Raw genomic sequence first — 17,105 nt, 5'->3', positions numbered from 1 at the left:
GAACCCGTGTCACGGTCGGTACTCCGCCCAGGACTTGGCGGTCTCGCTGACGCGCACCGCACTGAGTTCCGGGAAGTGCTGCTGCCACTGCTCGTACATCCACCGCGCCAGGTTCTCGGCCGAGGGATTGCGATCGACAAGCAGATCGTTGAGGTGCCGGTGGTCGACCTTGTCGTCCAGCCATTGGCGGAACGGGGCGAGGTCGCCGTAGTCCCGGACGAAGCCGACTCCGTCCAGGCCGTCCGCCGGGGCCGACAGCTCCAGTTCGATGACGTAGTTGTGGCCGTGCAGGCGCCCGCACTGGTGCTCCGGGGGCAAGCCGTCGAGCCGGTGGCTGGCTGAGAAGTGGAATTCCTTGCTGATCCGATACACCATGTCCGACCTCCTGGGGCCATCGTGTCGACTTGGAGACACCCGCACATCACGGCACGCACCGAAGGTGACCTAATCGCACGCCGAAGGTTGTCGGTCCGACTACCGGTAGGTCGTGGACAACCGTCGAGCCAGGCGGACGAGCCGCCCCTCGCGTAACGGGGATGACCTACCGCACCGCGCTGACCTGCGCAATGTCTGCCGCCGTGCTGGTCACGAGTGCAGACACGTATCCGATTCGACGACGCGAGTTCCGATGGGATCGCCGTTGACAGGGCGTTACTGTTGCTGAGGTAGCGCCGGATGCCTAGGAGGGGCCATGCACTTCGGTTTCGTCGCGTCAGCGGCGTTCGGCCACGTCAACCCGACCTTGCCCCTGGTGGAAGAACTGGTGGCGCGCGGCCATCGGGTCAGCTATGCCACCGGCCCGGAACAGTTGCCCGCGGTCGTCCGCGCCGGTGCGATCCCGCTGGAGATGGACTGGCAGGTGGAGTTAGGTTCCTTTGCGGGCACGGTCTTCACTACGGATGGCGTGGTGGGGATGATCAACACGTCCATCCTCGAGGCGATCGCCCATTTCCCGTCGCTGCTCGACTCGCTCGACAAGGCGGGGGTGGAGGCCCTCTGCATCGACACGATCGAGCCGGCCGGTCGATGCGTCGCGCATAAGCTCGGACTGCCCGAGGTGCTCACCGTGCCGCACATCGCGGTCAACGAGCACTTCACATTGAAGGAGTTCATGTTCCCGAGGGACTTCGATCCGACCGACCCGAAGATGGGCGAGATCGGCCGGATCACCGAGGTCTTTCTGACCGAACACGACTTGCCGGCCGAATTGCTCCTACCGGGAGCCAAGGCCGCCCCACTCAACCTGGTGTTCGTGCCGCGCTGGTTTCAGCCGCGCGGGGACACCTTCGACGACACCTTCGCGTTTCTTGGTCCCGCGCTGCCCAGACAGGCCGCGGCGCAGCACTGGCAGCCGCCCGCCGACGGCTCCCCGGTACTGCTGGTCTCGGCCGGCACCGTATACAACAACCAGCCGGAACTGCTGGCCAATTGCGTCAAGGCCTTCGCCGACAGCCCCTGGCATGTGGTGATGGCCACCGGCCGTACGCCGGACCTCGGTCGGGTCCCGGCCAACTTCGAGCTGCATAAGCGGGTTCCGCAGTTGGCGGTGCTTCGGCACGCCAAGGCGTTCATCTCCCACTCCGGGATGAATTCCACCATGGAGGCGTTCTACCACGGGGTGCCACTCGTATCGGTGCCGCAAATCCCAGAGCAGCGGCTCAACGGCCGGCGGACCGCCGAACTGGGCCTGGGCCGGGTATTGGAGACCGGGGCGATCACCGCCGAAATGCTCCGCACAACCGTGGACGAGCTGGCCGGGGATCCCGAGGTAGCCGCGAACCTGCGTCGGCGCCAGCAGGATGTACGCACCGGGGACCCGGCCAAGAGGGGTGCCGACGTGCTGGAGGAGCACCTAAGGCTGATTATGTGACAGCGATGCAGTAGAACGACGACGCCCAGTGCGTGCCTGCCGCGGCCCTGCCGCTGGTTTCTGGACCACGCGGGGTGGATCACCGGCACGGACCGCGTGCTGTTGATGGATACTTGAGGCAGTGGCGCTGCGTTTGCCGGAAATCTCATCCGCCCAGGCACGACCTCAATCCCTGCATCAGCAAGGACGGAGTCGAACAGGGTGGGGAACTTCCCGTTTCGGTCCCGGATCAGGAATCGCGTTCGGCAGCCTGCGTCCTCAAGGTCCATGACCAGGTTTTTAGCCACTTACCTTACCCATGAGGTGGTGGGGCAGCGGATCGTCCTTCCGGTCGACGGTGGCGTTGTAGTCCGTGACCTTGTTCCAGTAGTGCTTGGAGGCGGTCCGGGCGTCGTCCGCGCCCTTGACGATGCTGGCTCCGTCCAGCTGCTGCCGCGGTGCCCGCTCCCGAGTCTCCGGCTGCGGCAGATCTACCCGAGCGGGCGAGCAGGGCAAGCCATGGGAAGGTCTGGCAGGCGACGGCACCCACAGGGTGAGGCAGTCGGCGCGCCTGCCAATTGCCGGTACCGACTCATTGCGTTCTCTGTTTGCGGCTTCCGGCTCGGCTCTTCGCGATGTTTCGGATCTTCTTTGTGCTGCCTGACTCGGCGACCAGGGAGAGTACCGCCGGCGATGTCGAATGCTCGGCGAGGAAGCGCTGCATCCAGTCCGTGACCCCCGCCAACTCGGCCGGTGTCGGCGTATGACCGTCCTCGATGGACAGGTAGAACAGCCAGTCGTGGATACGGCGGCGGATGAACTCGCGGTTCCCTTCCGTCTTAAGCTGGTCGATCTCTGGCAGTAGTTCGGCCGACCACTGCCGGAACTCGGCAGGACCGGTCACCTTCCTCGCGATCCTGTCCACGAGGGCGACCACCGCCCCCTTGGACACCATCTCGATGGGGTCGCGCAGGATCGTGGACACAATCGTGCGGTCTCGGTCGCGGCTCCGCGAGGAGGCGGTCACCGAGACGACGCCTTGGTACGCGGAGGATCGCACGTGCTCGTCCGCGACGGCATCGTCGACGTCCACGTCGACGATGCCGGCCCCCGCTAGCAACCCGGCCACATCGGAATGCAATGTCATCGCTTCATCCCTTGCCGCAAGCTGATCCGGTGGCGCAGGGCGAGGATCTCGGCGTCCTTGACCCGGTCGGTCATCGGCAGCAGTCGAAGCATCGCGAACGCGTTCGACACACCCAAGTAAGCCAGACGCAGCAGCACGATCGATCACCATGACGCGCGGACCGCCGACTTGAGCCTCAACATCTCAGCGATCGCACTATCGAGACCGGCACTCGCCCGTCAGTTCTGCACTGGAAGGGAGGTTCGGTACAGAGTGTTCCCAGGTGTTACCACGTATATGGACTTGCCGATGACGACAGGTGCGGGGGCATGGCGCTGAGAGTCCGCGTCCATGGTCCCTCGGTGCGGCGCACCTGTGGAAAGGTGGCGGCCGGTCAAGGCGTCAAGTGAGTGGAGCCGTCCCTGCGCGTCGCTGAGAAGAAGCTTCCCACCTTTCACGGCCACTTCGCTGATGCCGCGGGCGCCGCTGTCCTTGCGCCAGGCGACGCGGTCGCGGCGGCAGTCGATGGCGGTGATCGTCCCGTCGGTCGAGGGGGCGTAGACGAAGTCGTCCGAGGCCGTCATTGGCATGTTCGTTACAGAGTTGAGCGGGGTGCGCCTCCAGAAGTCCATCGCGGTGCCATTGCCGCCCGGAGCGGAGCGGTAGACCGCTTCGTAGCCGCTGCCGCTGGTCCCTCCGGCGAGGTAGAAGGTGTCGATGCCGTTTCCGATAGGGCTCAGTGGAGGCCGGGGCACATCCTTGCCTTCCGCGAAAGAGGACATGAGATGGGTGCTGAGGCTGGAGTTGGTCGCCTCCATGTGCCAATCTCCGGAGTTGCGCTCGTTGACGGTTACGAGCACTTCCTTCCCGTTGCTGGCGACCTCCCCGATCTCCCCGGCATCAACCTTCCAGCGGGCGAGGGTGCGTGGACTCCGAGCGTTGACCAGACGCAGCTCCCCTGTGCCGCTTCGTACGATAACTCCGCTGTCAGTGACGACCAGCGGCCCGCCAGGGTCGGGGACCGCGTACGTGCGCTTGACGCGCCCGGTGGCAGGATCCAGGGCAACTATGCCGTCGCTCTGACTGGACTCGGATTTGCGGGCCTGCGCGTACACGGCGCCGTCGGACTCAACGGCCCCGACGAGACCCGACTCGGCGAAAGTCTGATCACCGAATCGCCACCGCACCCTGCCGTTCGCGGAGTCCACCTTGAGGATGTTTTCTCCCATCATGCATAGCAGGTCCTTGTCTGCGGCAGCCGTACAGCGGAATTCGTTCTCCAGAGCGTTGGCCACACCGATCTGAGCGAGGTCGGTTTCCCATGCTGCGGCGGAATTCTTAGCATCCTTCTTGGCTTTGGAGTCCGCAGGGGGACGCTCCCATAGGGAATCGCGCCACACACCGATGCCGGCGCCGACCGCAGCGATGGCCACGACAGTGGCAGCGGAGATGATCAGGCGGCGCCTTGTACGTCTCGGCTGCCTGGAGCCATCAAGTGACCCATGGTCGGATGAGGGCGTTCCATTCCGTAAAGCGCCGGAATGACCCTCTCGCTGTAACGGAGATGAGGTGAAGGGGGCGGCATCTGCCATCGGTGGTGCCGGTAGGTGACGGATGACGGCGACAGCGGCCGCCGCGGCGTGGGCGGCTGCGCGTGGCTGGTGTTCGGCATCGGCGTCCGCGTACTTGTTGCCGTCGGCCTTGTCGCTGATGCCGCGTATGGTCAGAGCTGCGATGTGGCCGAGCTGGGCGGCATGTGCCATGCCCGCGCTCTCCATCTCGATCGCTGCGGCGTCGTTGTAGTGTGCGTGCAGTTGTCGGCGCAGCTCGGAGGTGGAGGAGTTGAGTACGATGTCCCCGGCTGCGATGGGCTTGAAGTGCACGTGTGGTCCCGGCTGCACTTCAGTATTTCCCGGGGTCGGCTCTGGCTGCCACGACGCGGCGCGCAGGGCGTGACGGGCGGTCTGCACCAGCGCGTGGGAGCCGGCCCAGCCCTCGGGGCGGGCCATGAACCCTTCAGGAGTGTCCTTGCCTCCGTGGAAGGCGTGCACCCGGGTGGCGACCACGACATCGCCGAGCTCCACGTCGTCTTTGAGTGCTCCCGCGACCCCGACGAACAGCAGCACGGCGGGGGAGAAGAGCTGGCGGGCCTGCTCGGTGACGACGGCGGCCGGGCGATTGCCCTCCCCGACCTCTGCCAGTGCTACCCGCCAGGGCGTCCCGACCAGCGTGCCCACTTCGAAGACCGTTCCGGTCTGATGACGGACCAACTCGCATCCACTCAGGTACTGCTGCACCGACTGAAATTCCAGACCCAGTGCCGTCAGGATCACCACAGTGCTGCTCAACCGCATCCCCAGTTATCCAGGTACTTACAACGTCCGGCACTGTATCGCCGTCGCCCGGCAGGAGCTGTCCGGGTGGACTTGACGCGTACGCTTCAAAGCTGCTCCACTGGTGCCAACCTGGGCATTGACCCCGCGGTCGGGCATGATCCGGCATTGTGCTCGTACAGCTGACCCACCTACTCGCCACACGAATCTTCGCGTGACTCGCTCAGCTATGCCGACCTACCGCGGCCAAGGGTCATCCTGCGCCACGGGGTCACCGTGCCGCGCCGACAGGTGCCCACCCCGAAGCCCAACTGGCCGGACCGGGCGCTGCGCGCCGCACTCGCCCGGCTCCTGCCCCAAACCCTCCGCGACAACCGACTCGCCTCGCCACGCACTCTGCTCGCCTGGCACCAGCGCCTGCTGAAGAAGAAGTGGACCCAGCCACCTCCCTCAGGCCGCCCACCGATATCCGAAGAAGTCCGTGACCTGGTCATCCGGCTTAGCACCGAGAACCCACAGTGGGGCTTCCCCGCGTACACGACGAGCTACGCCGCCTCGGCCACATCATCAGCACGCTCACCGTCCGCCGTATCCTGTGCGACGCCGGCCTCAACTCAGGGCAACACCGACAGACGGCGCGCAGAGAGTGGACCGTCCACATCCTCGGTGTCACCGCACACCCCAACGGCGCTTGGAACACCCAGCAAGCCCAACAGCTGTTCTGGCAGTTCGGCGACCGCACTACGAGCTTCACCCACCTCATCCGTGACCGGGACCGAAGTTCACAGCGGCTTTCGACGGCGTGTTCGCCAGCGAGGGCATAAACGTGGCCAAGATCCCGCCCCGGAGCCCCAACTGCAATTCGCAACGACTACGCCCGTCACTGCAACAGCCATCGGCCACACAAAGGCCGAAACCCGCTCGCACCCTTGGACGACCCGAACGTCATACCGCTACCGACGACCCGGATCGAACGCAGACAGGCTGTCACAGGCCTCATCAACGAATACCACTGCGCAAGCTGACTACCCAACGAAACCCCAGCTCACGACCGGCGGCCGTTTTGAAGCGCTACGGGACCAGACTGCGACACCGGCCGCTGAGTGGATGTCCATGACCAAGAGCGCACACCCGGCCTGACCAACACGCAGGCCCACGGCAATGGCACAGCCGCCGTCCTGGCTCCGCCGCAAAGCCCCTGGCCGAACGCATTCGCTGAACGATGGATACACACAGTCCGGGCCGAGTGCACCGACCGAATCCTCATCACCGCGAACGGCATTCGCGTGCTGTCGTCAACCAGTAGCCGAGCACGACAACGCGGGGCAGGCCCACCGCAGCCTCGGCCTACGTGCCCCTGACGACAACCCGAAGGTCATTCCTCTTCCCGCTGCCACGGTCAGGCGGGCTCCAGTCTGGACCCGTCGACCGCCGATGGCGGTCGGCGCGCGGATGGGGCTCGACGCGACCGTTCCCGCCGGGGCCGCCTCTGGCGAGTACACGCGGCTCCGTGTGCCGGGCGAGGCGGAACTGGACCCTCGGCCCTCGCCGCGCCCGCCCCCGGCCTCTGGCAGGAGAAGATCCGGTGACCCGGCGCCTGGTCGTCGAAGTCAGCGGCGCCACTGGTGCCATCTACGCCGAACGATTGTTGCGGCTGCTGGCTCCCGTGCCGGTGGAGACCCACCTCGTCGTCAGCCGTTCGGCGCGCATGACGCTTCGATGCGAATCGGACTCGCCTGCACGGGACTTGGAGTCACTCGCCGACATCAGCTACCGGCCGAACGACGTGGGCGCGGCCATCGCCAGTGGCTCGTTTGAGACGACGGGCATGCTCGTCATCCCCTGCTCGGTCAAGATGATGTCGGAGATCGCTTGCGGGATCACCCCACCCTGCTGCCCCGGGCCGCCGACATGACGCTGAAGGAGCGCCGCCGCCTGGTGCTGATGGTCAGGGAGACCCCGCTGCACCGCAATCACCTGCGGGCCATGGCGGAACTGGCCGAACTCGGTGCCGTGATCGCTCCGCCGGTTCCCGCCTTCTACAGCCGGCCCACCTCGATCGCCGAGCCGGTGGACCACAGCGTCGGCCGGGTTCTCGATCACTTCGGCCTGGAGTCGGGCGCCGTGCGCCGGTGGCACCAGGAGCCATCGTCAACGGCCCCCGGTACCGAGGCACTGTGACCACGCCTGTGGGTTTTCCTCGCCGAGGGCGAACTCTGCGGGTGCCAATGTCCTTATCGCCGGACGGCGGTTGACCCGGGGCTTTGTGATTGCCTGAGTGCAGGCTGCTCGCCTGCGGCTTCATGTACGTGGAGAGCGGGCGCCATCAGAACGGGTAGCGGCGGGGCTGGTGCTGTACCGAAATCCAGTGCCGCCGGGTCAGCTCGTCGATGAGGGCGTCACCGCCGAAGCGGCCGAGACCTGAGTTCTTTTCTCCGCCGAATGGCATGTTGGCGAGATCAACGACAGGCATGTCGTTGATGTGCGTCATTCCCGCCTCGATACGATGAGCGAAGGCGAGACCCCGCTCGGCATCGCTGGTGAATACAGCGCTGGACAGCCCGTATTCGGTATCGTTTGCCACCCGCAGGGCCTCCTCGTCGTCGCTCACGGATATGATCGGCACGATCGGCCCGAAGATCTCGTCCCTGCCGATGGCCATGTCTTCCGTGACTGACGTAAAGACGTGAGGCGGGAGCACCTGCCCAGTGGTCCTACCACCCAGTGCCTGATGCGCGCCTTCGGCACGGGCGGCCTCGATGATTTTCACCAGCCCGGCGAAATGTCGTTGGCTGACGATCGGGCCGATCACCGTGTCAGGGTCGTTCGGGTCGCCGGTCTTCAGAGCGCCGACGCGGTCGACGTAGCGTTCCACGAACTCGTCCTGAATCGAACTGTGCACGATGATGCGGTTGGTCGTGATGCACAGTTGGCCCTGGTGAATGAACTTGCCCGCCACCGCGGCACGGACGGCCAGATCGATGTCCGCGTCGTCGAGGATGACGAACGGGTTGTTGCCGCCGAGTTCGAGCATGACCGACTTGATGCGGGGACCGGTGGCCGCGCAGTGTGCTACGTGGCGTCCGACCGGAGTGGAGCCCGTGAAGGAGACGACGCTGGGCACTGGGTGGAGGAGGAAGGGGTCGCCGATGACGCGCGAGGGTCCCGCGAGGACACTGATGACCCCAGGAGGCAGCCCCGCCTCTTCGAAGATCTTTGCCAGCAGAAGCCCGCCGGTGATCGGCGTTTCCTCGGCGGGCTTCACGACCACCGCGTTGCCGAGGGCGAGAGCAGGGGCGAGGGTCCGGGAGGTCAGGTGCAGAGGGAAGTTCCACGGCGTGATGAGACCGACAACTCCGATCGGCTTGCGGTAGAGACGGTTCTCCTTGCCCTCGATGTCGCCGGGGATGATGCGTCCTTCGGCCCGATGGGGCAAAGTGGCGGCGTCGAGGAGCATCGCCAGCACCGCGTCCACTTCCATCGTGGCTTTCAGTCGGGTGCTTCCGGCTTCTCGGACGAGCCAGGAAACGGTCTCTTCCCTGCGCGCCTCCAGAATCTCGGCGGCGCGGCGTATGATCCGCGCCCGTTCGCCGGGGAGTACCCTCCGCCAGGACCTCTGGGCGCGATCAGCCTCGCGAAAAGCCTCGTCGACATCGTCCGCGCCGGCTGAGACCAACTGGGCCAGTACCTGCCCGTTGTAGGGATCGCGAACGGTGAGCGGCGAGGCGGATCCGCCGTGCCGCCACCGGCCTGCCAGGTAGAGCTGATCGAAGTCGTAAGGGGCGTCGATGGGGGAGAGCACGGATCTGGCCTTTCTCAACGGATGATCGTGTGACCTGCGACGGGGTGAGGGAGATATGGCTCTTCAAGGGCATCCATTTCCTTCTGAGTGAGGTCCAGGCCGAGTGCCGCGATCGCGTCATCGAGGTGACTCGCCTTGGTGACGCCGATGAGAGGGGCGGTGACCGGTGGCTTCTGCGTCACCCACGCCAACGCCACTTGAGCCGGGGGAACCGCACGGGACTCGGCGATTTCGGCGACTCGCTCGACGATGGCCCGGTCACCTGAGTCGGTGTCGTACAAGGCACTGCCGAAGGCGTCGTTCTCGGAACGCGGCGTGGTGTCGCCCCAGGGACGGGTGAGCCTGCCACGGGCGAGGGGGCTCCAGGGAAGAACGCCGATGCCCTGATCGGCGCAGAACGCCAACATTTCGCGCTCTTCCTCGCGATACAGCAGGTTGTAATGGCTCTGCATCGAGACGAACCGCGTCCAGCCATTTGCTTCGGCCAGGTGCTGGGCCTTGGCGAACTGCCACGTGAACATGGAACTGGCGCCGATGTAGCGGACCTTGCCCGCCTTCACGACGTCGTGCAGGGCTTCCATGGTCTCTTCGACGGGGACTTCCGGGTCCCACCGGTGGATCTGGTAGAGATCGATGAAGTCGGTACCCAGGCGGCGCAGACTGGCGTCGAGTTCAGCGAAGATCGCCTTGCGCGACAGGCCGCCACCGTTGGGGCCCGGTCGCATCCGGCCGTGCACCTTGGTCGCGATGACCACCTCGTCACGAGAGGCGAAGTCGGCCAGGGCACGGCCCACGATCTCCTCACTGGAGCCGTTGGAGTAGACGTTCGCGGTGTCGAAGAAGTTGATTCCGTGGTCCAGCGCCTGGCGGATGAGCAGTCGGCTCTCGTCTTCCGGCAGGCTCCACCGGTGGCCTCCTTGGTCTGGTTCGCCGAAGCTCATACAGCCCAGCGCGAGTGCTGAGACCTTTAGGCCGGAATTGCCCAGCCTGGTGTACCTCATGTATTTCTCCAAAGGTGTGGCGGCCCGGGAGGGCCGGGACACCATCCGTACGGCCGGCGAACCTTCCGCGGTGCGCCGGGAAGCCATCGGGGGTGTCAGACAGTGGGCAACGGCCGGCGTGCGGTCTCCTTGAGGGTGAGGGCTGTTCCGAGCGAGATCGCGGCGGCGGTCATCAGCATCCAGGCGGGTGCCAGCTTGTTGGAGGTCTCCTCGATCAGCCAGGTAGCGATGTAGGGCGCGCTGCCGCCCGTGATGATCGAGGCGGCGTTGTAGCCGAGGCTGAACCCGCTGGCACGCACCTTGGCGGGGAACAACTCGGTGTACGCGGCGAGGATGACACCCATATAGGCGGCCTCGGCCTGACCGAGCACGATCTGTGCCACCACTGCCCAGGTGACCGATCCCTGCCCCATCAGCAGGAACAACGGGTAGCTCAGCACCAGGTTGGCGGCGGAGACACCGATCAGGATCGGGCGGCGGCCCCAGCGGTCACAGGCCGTGCCCCACAAGGGAATGGCGATGGTGGCCAGTGCCAGGGTGAGCACGCTCGTCCAGACCGCCGCATCCGGGGACATGATCTTCTGTGCGGTGAAGTAGGTCGTCATGTAGCTGAACACGATGTAGTACGCGGCGAACGACACGAGCGACAGGCCGCAGACCGTCAGCACACCGCGGGTATGGGACCGCAGTGCGGCCAGGGCCGGCACCTTGGCGACCCGTCCGGCCTCCTCGAGGTTGGCGAAGTCCTTCGACTCCTCCACCCGACGCCGCACGACCAGCGCGAGAATGCCAAGGGGCAGGGAGAGCAGAAACGGGATGCGCCAGCCCCACGCGGAGAGCTGCTCAGGGGTGAGGCCCCACCGCACTATCGCGACGACCAGAGCACCGAGCAAGGTGCCGGCCAGCGTTCCGATCTGCGTGGTGCTGGTATGGAAGCCACGGGTTCTGTCCGGCGCCGCCTCGGCGACGAACGCCGCCGCACTCCCGAGTTCACCGCCGGCGGAGATGCCCTGCACACAGCGCAGGATCAGCAGCATCACCGGTGCCGCGACCCCGATGGCCGCGAAGCTCGGCAGGACCCCCATGGCCGTGCTGGCGAAGGCCATGCCGAGGACGGCGGTTGCCAGCGCCGGCCGGCGGCCGTACCGGTCCGCCACGTGTCCCAGGAGTACTCCACCGATCGGGCGCAGAGCGAACGCGGCTCCGAACACGGCCAGGGTGTAGAGGAGCGCCGCTGCGGGATCGGACTGTGGAAAGAACACATCGGCGATGGTCAGGGCCAAGAAGCCGTACACACTGAAGTCGTAGTACTCGATGGCGGTGCCGACTCCGCCCGCCAGTGTTACCTGCCGCATGGCCTTCTGGCGTGTGGAGGGCACATCGGTGCTGGACGCGGTGACGTCGGGTTGCTGTACGGGTGGCATGGGGACTCCTCAAGGAGCTGGAGGAATGGTGCGACGAACCCAGGACCCCATGGGCTGTGTGCCGAAGGGTGGGGACGGGGGCGCCCGAGGGGCGGGCCGGAAGGGGGCCGACAGGGGGGCTGGGCCGACGCCGTCCGCGCGACTGACGGCAGCGCGCGAGGCTGCCCGCTGTAATTATGTTTCGTTCCTGGAACGTAATATATGAGAGCTTTGATGGCCTGGCAAGAGCAGGCGGAACAAGGGACGCTGGTCACTTCGCGGGGCCTCGCCGTGTGTGCGGCGCTTCTCAGCGGTCGCGCCAGGAGGCGGCGCGCTTTTCGACAAAGGCCCGGCCGCCCTCGGCCGCGTCCTCGCTGCCGAACACCGTGTCCATCTCGGCGTCGTTCCGCTCCCAGACCGCGGGTTCCCAGTCCGATCCGGTGGCTGCACCGTGGTGGACGAGCCGTTTGGCCGCACGTACTGCCAGCGGCGCGTTCGCGGCCACGATACGGGCGAGTTCCAGCGCCGACTCCAGCACGCGACCGGCGGGCGCGACACGGTTGACGAGCCCCAAGGACTCGGCCCTCCGGGCGTTGATGGGCTCACCTGTCAGGACGGCCTCCAGGGCGACCTTCAGCGGAATCTGACGGGGAAGCCGGATGACCCCGCCGGCAGCGGCGAACAACCCCCGCTTGACCTCGGGCAGGCCCAGTGCTGCGGTCTCGTCGATCACCGCCAGGTCGCAGGCCAGGACGATCTCGGTGCCTCCGCCGAGCGCGAAACCGTTGACCGCGGCGATCAGCGGCTTGTCGACGAAATGGCGGACCATCCCCGCGAAGCCCCATTCGGGATGGCCGGCCGCGTCGATGGAACGGCCTGTGGCGAGTTCCTTGAGGTCGGCCCCGGCACAGAAGGCACGGCCCGCACCGGTTATCACCCCCACTCGGACGACGGGATCGTGCCGGATGGTCTCCAAGGCGGTGCCGAGGGCCTCCGACAGCGCCGCGTCGACCGCGTTCAACGCGTGGGGCCGGTTGAGCGTCACCACGGCGATGTCGCCCAGCCGTTCCAATGTGGCCGCCGGGCCGGGGGTGTCGGTGATGTGTCGCTCCGGCATGGGTGCGTTCCCTCGTGGTTGTGTTCCGTCCCGCATCGTGTCTCCGCTCATCAGCGCGGAGCCATGCGGAGGGCACCGTCCAGGCGGACCGTCTCGCCGTTGATCATCGGGTTTTCGACGATGTGGGCGACCAGCGCCGCGTACTCCTCCGGTCGGCCCAGCCTCCTGGGGTGCGGAACCTGTGCGCTCAAGGAATCCTTGACGGCTTCGGGCAGTGCGCTGAGCAGCGGTGTCTCGAACAGCCCCGGCGCGATGGTCACGACCCGTACGAGGCGGTCGGCCAGATCTCGGGCGATGGGCAGGGTCATCCCCACTACACCGCCTTTCGACGCCGAGTACGCGCTCTGTCCGACCTGGCCCTCGAACGCCGCGACGGACGCGGTGTTGACGATGACACCGCGTTCCTCGCCCACCGGTTCCTGGGCGGCCATCCGCTCGGCGGCGAGACGAATGGTGTTGAAGCTGCCGATCAGATTGACCTCGACCACCCGTCGGAAGGCGGCAAGCGGGAACGGGCCGTTCTTGCCGAGGGTCCGCATCGGCTTGTCGATACCGGCGCAGTTCACGACCACACGCAGTGGCCCCAGCCCGGCGGCGGTGTCCAGCACCGCGCGTATCTGCTCCTCGGCGGTGACATCCGCGGCGACGAACTGTGCCCGGCCGCCGAGCTCTTCGGCGACCGAGGCCCCCTGAGAGGAAGGCAGGTCCACGATCACCACCCGGCCGCCCGCGGACAGCAGACGGCGCGCGGTGGCCAGTCCCAGTCCGGAGGCTCCTCCGGTGATGAGTGACACGCTGTTGGAGATGTCCATGATGGTGGCTTCCTCGCTCATTGGAGTCGTTCGATAACGGTGGCGTTGGCCATGCCACCGAACTCGCACATGGTCTGGAGACCGAAGCGGCCGCCGGTGGCTTCGAGGTGGCCGAGCAAGGTGGTGAGCAGCCGGGTGCCAGAGCCGCCCAGCGGGTGTCCGAGGGCGATGGCCCCACCGCGCGGATTGAGGCGCTCGGGATCGGCGTCGAACTCCCGCAGCCACGCCAGCGGAACCGATGCGAATGCCTCGTTCACCTCGTAGGCGTCGATGGCGTCCACGGTCAGTCCGGACCGCTTCATCACCTTGTGGGTGGCGGGGATGACGCCGGTGAGCATCAGCAGCGGGTCGCTGCCGGTCACCGCGAAGGAGTGGAAGCGGGCGCGGGGGCGTAGCCCCAGCTCCGTGGCGCGCCGTTCGCTCATGATGAGTACGGCGGAGGCCCCGTCCGTCAGGGGCGAGGAGTTTCCGGCGGTGATGCGCCACCCGATCTCGGGGAAGCGCCGCCCGGTCTGCTCATCGACGAACGCCGGCCCGAGCGTGGCGAGTCTCTCCGTGGTGGTGGCCGGGCGGATGGTCTCGTCCACCGTGTGTTGCCCGCCGACGCGTTCCGCGTCGGTGACGTGCACTGGGACGATCTCCGCGGTGAAGTCCCCCGCCTCGCTCGCCCGTGCCGCCCTGTGGTGAGAGCGGGCGGCGAACGCGTCCAGCGTTTCGCGGTCGATCTTCCAGCGAGCAGCGATGAGCTCGGCACTGATGCCCTGTTGGACAAGGCCGTCAGGGTAGCGATCGGCCAGCGGCGCGAACGGATTCGCGCCGTTGCCGCCGCTGCCTATGGGCACGCGGCTCATCGACTCCACACCGCAGGCGATCACCATGTCGTAGGCGCCGGCCAGCACGCCCTGGGCCGCGAAGTGCACCGCTTGCTGGCTGGAGCCGCACTGGCGGTCCACCGTGGTGGCGGGCACCGACGCCGGGAACCCGGCCGCCAACAGGGCGGTGCGGCCGATGTTGTACGACTGCTCCCCGATCTGCGAGACACAGCCCGCGACCACGTCGTCTATCTCCGCCGGGTCCACGTCATTGCGCTGCACCAGTGCCTTCACCACGCCGGCCAGAAGCGACGCGGGGTGGCTGCCGGAAAGAGCTCCGCCGGGTTTTCCCCGCCCGGACGCGGTACGCACCGCGTCGACGATCACTGCCTGGTTCATGCTCGTGCTCCTGGGGTGGGTGGGAGGATGATGACCGGGCGGCCCGTGGCGTCGAGATCCTTCGCGACGGCCGCGCGCACGGGGTCGGGCACCGGGACCGGGCGCCGGGAACCGCGGCCCACGTAGACGTGGACGAACCGACCGATGGCGATGGCCGTGTCGTCCGGTGCGCCAGGGGCGTCACCGCCGGTGCGGAAGACCGCGAGCCGGTAGGTGACGCTGCTGCGGCCCAGCCGGTCACAGGCCAGCCCGACCAGCAGGTGTTCGGGGTAGGCGGCCTGCCGTAGATAGCGGCAGCCGCTCTCGGCCACCACACCGATGGCTTCGCCTTCGTGTGCGACGCGGCCGGCCCGGTGGTGGAGCCAGCTGTTGACCGCGGTGTCGAAGTACTCGTAGTACACGGCGTTGTTGATGTGCCCGTACGCGTCGTTGTCGCGCCATCGTGTCGGGCACGGCACCAGCACGGGGAAGGCGTCCCGGGCGACCACTTCGTCCCGGTCCGCGCGCCTCATCGCGCCTCCCCGGGCTCGGCGCCTGGATGGAGCAACTGCCGCACGGCACGGCCCGCGGCCAGCTCCTCGAACGCGGTGTTGATCTCCTTCAGGGGCAGGACGCCACTGACCAGCCGCTCCACGGGCAGCTTGCCCTCGCGCCACATGCCGATCAGCAGCGGGATGTCGCGCTGGGCCACCGATGAGCCCATGTACGAACCGGCAAGGGTCTTCGCCTCTCCGGCGAAGGCCAACGCCGGCAGGGCGACCTTCGTGTCGGGGGCGGGCAGGCCGACGGAGACCGCCGTCCCGCCCCGGCGGGTCAACGCGAAAGCGTGCTCCATCACGGCACTGACACCGGCCGCCTCGAACACCCAGCGGCTGCCGCCCCCGGTGAGCTCCCGCAGAAGGCCCTCCGCCTCGCCGGGCTCGCAGGCGTGGGTCGCCCCGAGCGCGACAGCCAACGCGCGTTTGTCGGCCACCGGGTCCACCGCGACGATGGGCCACGCGCCGCACGAGACGGCCCCGAGCACCGCCGCCTGCCCCACTCCCCCCAGCCCGATAACGGCGAGGCTCTCACCGGAGGACACCCCGGCCGTGTTGCGCACCGCGCCGAAGCCGGTGAGCATGGCGCAGCCGAGGACGGCGGCCACGTCGAAGGGGACATCCTTGTCGACAACGACGGCCGAGGAGCGATCGACGACCGCGTACTCGGCGAAGCCGGACACTCCGAGGTGATGCTTGATCTCCGTCCCGGATGCGTCGTGCAACCGCCCGCCGCCGCGGAGGAGCCGCCCCGCGGCGTTGGCGGCCCCTCCCGCCTCGCACAGCGCGGGGCGGCCCTCCTCGCAGTAACCGCAGGCCCCGCAGCTGGGAACGAAGGCCAGCACGACGTGGTCTCCGACGGTCACATCCGAGACCCCGGGTCCGACATCGGCAACGACCCCCGCCGCCTCATGCCCCAGTGCCATCGGCAGGGGACGCACCCGGTGGCCGGTGACGACCGACAGATCGGAGTGGCAGACACCTGCGGCGCGTATGTTCACCAGCAGCTCACCGGCACCCGGTGCGTCGAGCTGGAGCTGCTCGATGCCCAGGGGACGCGTTGTCGTGTACGGCCGCTTGGATCCGGTGGCCCGCAGTACGGCGGCTGTGGTCCTCATGCCTTCCTCCCGGCGTTCCCGGTCAGCCGGCGGGCCCGAGCGTGCTGGAGAGCTTGGGCGTGCTCATGGCTGCTCTGCAGTACCGCGACGGACTGGGCCGACAGGCTCAGCCCCGTGCTGAACGAGGCCTCCGCACAGTCATTCACCAGCCGCTTCATGGAGGTCACGGCGTTCGGGGGCATCTCCTGAAGACGCCGTGCCAACGCGAGGGTCCGCTCGCGCAGCGAGGCGTCGGGCACGGTGAGCGTGACGAGTCCGATCCGCTCGGCCTCGTCGGCGCTCACGCCCCGTGCGGTCAGCAGCAGCTCCAGGGCACGGCCGCGCCCGACGATTCGGGGCAGCAACCAGGCACCGCCGTCCCCCGCCGACAGCCCGACCCTGATGTAGCCCTCCCGCAGTACGGCGGACCGGGCCGCCACTCTCAGGTCGCAGGCCAGGGCGATGTCCAGCCCGGCACCGACCGCGGGGCCGTTGATCATGGCAATGGTCGGTTTGGGGCAGTCCATCAGGGCGCGTGCCACGGTGTGGATGTGCTCGGTGAGATAGCGCAGATGTCCCGTGGCATCGGTGTCGCCACCCATCGCGGAGACGTCACCACCGGCGCAGAACGCGTCTCCCTCGCCGGTGAGGATGACCGCCCGTACCGCGTCGTCCTGGCCCGCACGGATCAGTTCGGCGGTCAGAGTGTCGAGAAGGTGCTGGTCGAACGCGTTCTTCTTGCCGGGGTTGCGCATCTCCAGGATGGTGACGCCCCCTTCGCGCTGAATGCCGACATCCGTGATCTCAGGCACGGCCGT

The 17,105-nt window shown here is 67.3% G+C and carries 18 protein-coding genes; 4 read left to right on the top strand and 14 right to left on the bottom strand.

Annotated elements, in window-relative coordinates; translation table 11 throughout:
- Positions 1–9: 9 nt before the first annotated feature.
- A complete protein-coding gene (locus J2Z30_RS35670) occupies positions 10–375 on the bottom strand; it encodes a 6-pyruvoyl trahydropterin synthase family protein (protein WP_209468979.1) in 366 nt (121 codons plus the stop codon).
- Positions 376–691: 316 nt separating this feature from the next.
- Here J2Z30_RS35670 and J2Z30_RS35665 point away from each other — a divergent pair, with 316 nt between their 5' ends.
- The gene (locus tag J2Z30_RS35665) at positions 692–1,870 is read left to right on the top strand and encodes a macrolide family glycosyltransferase (protein ID WP_044578028.1); all 1,179 of its coding nucleotides are present in this window, start codon (positions 692–694) and stop codon (positions 1,868–1,870) included.
- 279 nt (positions 1,871–2,149) lie between these two features.
- On the opposite strand, the gene J2Z30_RS35660 is transcribed toward J2Z30_RS35665, so the two are convergent.
- From J2Z30_RS35660 to J2Z30_RS35645, 4 genes are all read right to left on the bottom strand, one after another.
- Positions 2,150–2,365, bottom strand: a complete 216-nt coding sequence (locus J2Z30_RS35660; RefSeq protein ID WP_044578031.1) for a hypothetical protein — start codon at positions 2,363–2,365, stop codon at positions 2,150–2,152.
- Positions 2,366–2,441: 76 nt separating this feature from the next.
- Complete coding sequence (locus J2Z30_RS35655) at positions 2,442–2,996, bottom strand: hypothetical protein (protein ID WP_044578034.1); 555 nt, start codon at positions 2,994–2,996, stop codon at positions 2,442–2,444.
- Entirely contained in the window at positions 2,993–3,133 is a 141-nt protein-coding gene (locus tag J2Z30_RS35650) for a hypothetical protein (RefSeq protein WP_209468988.1), read from the bottom strand. Before J2Z30_RS35650 ends, J2Z30_RS35655 begins: the two co-directional genes overlap by 4 nt.
- An 81-nt stretch (positions 3,134–3,214) precedes the next feature.
- Positions 3,215–5,323, bottom strand: a complete 2,109-nt coding sequence (locus J2Z30_RS35645; protein WP_209468978.1) for a phosphorylase family protein — start codon at positions 5,321–5,323, stop codon at positions 3,215–3,217.
- 503 nt (positions 5,324–5,826) lie between these two features.
- Between J2Z30_RS35645 and J2Z30_RS51860 the strand changes: the two genes are divergently transcribed.
- From J2Z30_RS51860 to J2Z30_RS50105, 3 genes are all read left to right on the top strand, one after another.
- Positions 5,827–6,132: a hypothetical protein gene (locus tag J2Z30_RS51860; protein ID WP_345664753.1), complete on the top strand. Its 306-nt coding sequence runs from the start codon at positions 5,827–5,829 to the stop codon at positions 6,130–6,132.
- Positions 6,133–6,893: 761 nt separating this feature from the next.
- Entirely contained in the window at positions 6,894–7,223 is a 330-nt protein-coding gene (locus tag J2Z30_RS50110; RefSeq protein ID WP_308280206.1) for a flavoprotein, read from the top strand.
- The gene (locus J2Z30_RS50105) at positions 7,220–7,489 is read left to right on the top strand and encodes a flavoprotein (protein ID WP_245388835.1); all 270 of its coding nucleotides are present in this window, start codon (positions 7,220–7,222) and stop codon (positions 7,487–7,489) included. The genes J2Z30_RS50110 and J2Z30_RS50105 overlap by 4 nt, the downstream gene beginning before the upstream one ends.
- A 145-nt stretch (positions 7,490–7,634) precedes the next feature.
- Here J2Z30_RS50105 and J2Z30_RS35635 read toward each other — a convergent pair whose 3' ends face one another.
- From J2Z30_RS35635 to J2Z30_RS35595, 9 genes are all read right to left on the bottom strand, one after another.
- Positions 7,635–9,110 (bottom strand): aldehyde dehydrogenase family protein, encoded by a 1,476-nt coding sequence (locus J2Z30_RS35635; protein ID WP_044578037.1) that lies wholly within the window; start codon positions 9,108–9,110, stop codon positions 7,635–7,637.
- 14 nt (positions 9,111–9,124) lie between these two features.
- Positions 9,125–10,111 (bottom strand): aldo/keto reductase, encoded by a 987-nt coding sequence (locus J2Z30_RS35630; RefSeq protein WP_044578039.1) that lies wholly within the window; start codon positions 10,109–10,111, stop codon positions 9,125–9,127.
- Positions 10,112–10,206: 95 nt separating this feature from the next.
- Entirely contained in the window at positions 10,207–11,535 is a 1,329-nt protein-coding gene (locus tag J2Z30_RS35625; protein ID WP_078957009.1) for an MFS transporter, read from the bottom strand.
- A 286-nt stretch (positions 11,536–11,821) separates the two neighbouring features.
- Positions 11,822–12,631, bottom strand: a complete 810-nt coding sequence (locus J2Z30_RS35620; protein WP_044578041.1) for a crotonase/enoyl-CoA hydratase family protein — start codon at positions 12,629–12,631, stop codon at positions 11,822–11,824.
- Positions 12,632–12,681: 50 nt separating this feature from the next.
- Positions 12,682–13,443, bottom strand: a complete 762-nt coding sequence (locus J2Z30_RS35615) for a 3-hydroxyacyl-CoA dehydrogenase (RefSeq protein WP_044582175.1) — start codon at positions 13,441–13,443, stop codon at positions 12,682–12,684.
- A gap of 17 nt (positions 13,444–13,460) precedes the next feature.
- Positions 13,461–14,654 (bottom strand): thiolase family protein, encoded by a 1,194-nt coding sequence (locus J2Z30_RS35610; protein ID WP_044578043.1) that lies wholly within the window; start codon positions 14,652–14,654, stop codon positions 13,461–13,463.
- Positions 14,651–15,166 (bottom strand): acyl-CoA thioesterase, encoded by a 516-nt coding sequence (locus J2Z30_RS35605; RefSeq protein ID WP_044578045.1) that lies wholly within the window; start codon positions 15,164–15,166, stop codon positions 14,651–14,653. The genes J2Z30_RS35610 and J2Z30_RS35605 overlap by 4 nt, the downstream gene beginning before the upstream one ends.
- Entirely contained in the window at positions 15,163–16,308 is a 1,146-nt protein-coding gene (locus J2Z30_RS35600) for an alcohol dehydrogenase catalytic domain-containing protein (protein ID WP_044578048.1), read from the bottom strand. The genes J2Z30_RS35605 and J2Z30_RS35600 overlap by 4 nt, the downstream gene beginning before the upstream one ends.
- Positions 16,305–17,099 (bottom strand): enoyl-CoA hydratase/isomerase family protein, encoded by a 795-nt coding sequence (locus tag J2Z30_RS35595; protein WP_209468977.1) that lies wholly within the window; start codon positions 17,097–17,099, stop codon positions 16,305–16,307. The genes J2Z30_RS35600 and J2Z30_RS35595 overlap by 4 nt, the downstream gene beginning before the upstream one ends.
- Positions 17,100–17,105: the final 6 nt, after the last annotated feature.

This window comes from Streptomyces iranensis (assembly GCF_017874715.1).
GTDB classification, from domain to species: domain Bacteria; phylum Actinomycetota; class Actinomycetes; order Streptomycetales; family Streptomycetaceae; genus Streptomyces; species Streptomyces iranensis.
The sequence above is the reverse complement of the archived record's forward strand: the minus strand, read 5'-3'. Positions and strand labels throughout refer to the sequence as shown.

What these genes read in the sequence shown, in the direction of transcription:
- J2Z30_RS35670 (WP_209468979.1), bottom strand. Translation starts at nt 375, where the DNA reads ATGGTGTATCGGATCAGCAAGGAATTCCACTTCTCAGCCAGCCACCGG.
- J2Z30_RS35665 (WP_044578028.1), top strand. Translation starts at nt 692, where the DNA reads ATGCACTTCGGTTTCGTCGCGTCAGCGGCGTTCGGCCACGTCAACCCG.
- J2Z30_RS35655 (WP_044578034.1), bottom strand. Translation starts at nt 2,996, where the DNA reads ATGACATTGCATTCCGATGTGGCCGGGTTGCTAGCGGGGGCCGGCATC.
- J2Z30_RS50105 (WP_245388835.1), top strand. Translation starts at nt 7,220, where the DNA reads ATGACGCTGAAGGAGCGCCGCCGCCTGGTGCTGATGGTCAGGGAGACC.
- J2Z30_RS35630 (WP_044578039.1), bottom strand. Translation starts at nt 10,111, where the DNA reads ATGAGGTACACCAGGCTGGGCAATTCCGGCCTAAAGGTCTCAGCACTC.
- J2Z30_RS35625 (WP_078957009.1), bottom strand. Translation starts at nt 11,535, where the DNA reads ATGCCACCCGTACAGCAACCCGACGTCACCGCGTCCAGCACCGATGTG.
- J2Z30_RS35620 (WP_044578041.1), bottom strand. Translation starts at nt 12,631, where the DNA reads ATGCCGGAGCGACACATCACCGACACCCCCGGCCCGGCGGCCACATTG.
- J2Z30_RS35615 (WP_044582175.1), bottom strand. Translation starts at nt 13,443, where the DNA reads ATGGACATCTCCAACAGCGTGTCACTCATCACCGGAGGAGCCTCCGGA.
- J2Z30_RS35610 (WP_044578043.1), bottom strand. Translation starts at nt 14,654, where the DNA reads ATGAACCAGGCAGTGATCGTCGACGCGGTGCGTACCGCGTCCGGGCGG.
- J2Z30_RS35605 (WP_044578045.1), bottom strand. Translation starts at nt 15,166, where the DNA reads ATGAGGCGCGCGGACCGGGACGAAGTGGTCGCCCGGGACGCCTTCCCC.
- J2Z30_RS35600 (WP_044578048.1), bottom strand. Translation starts at nt 16,308, where the DNA reads ATGAGGACCACAGCCGCCGTACTGCGGGCCACCGGATCCAAGCGGCCG.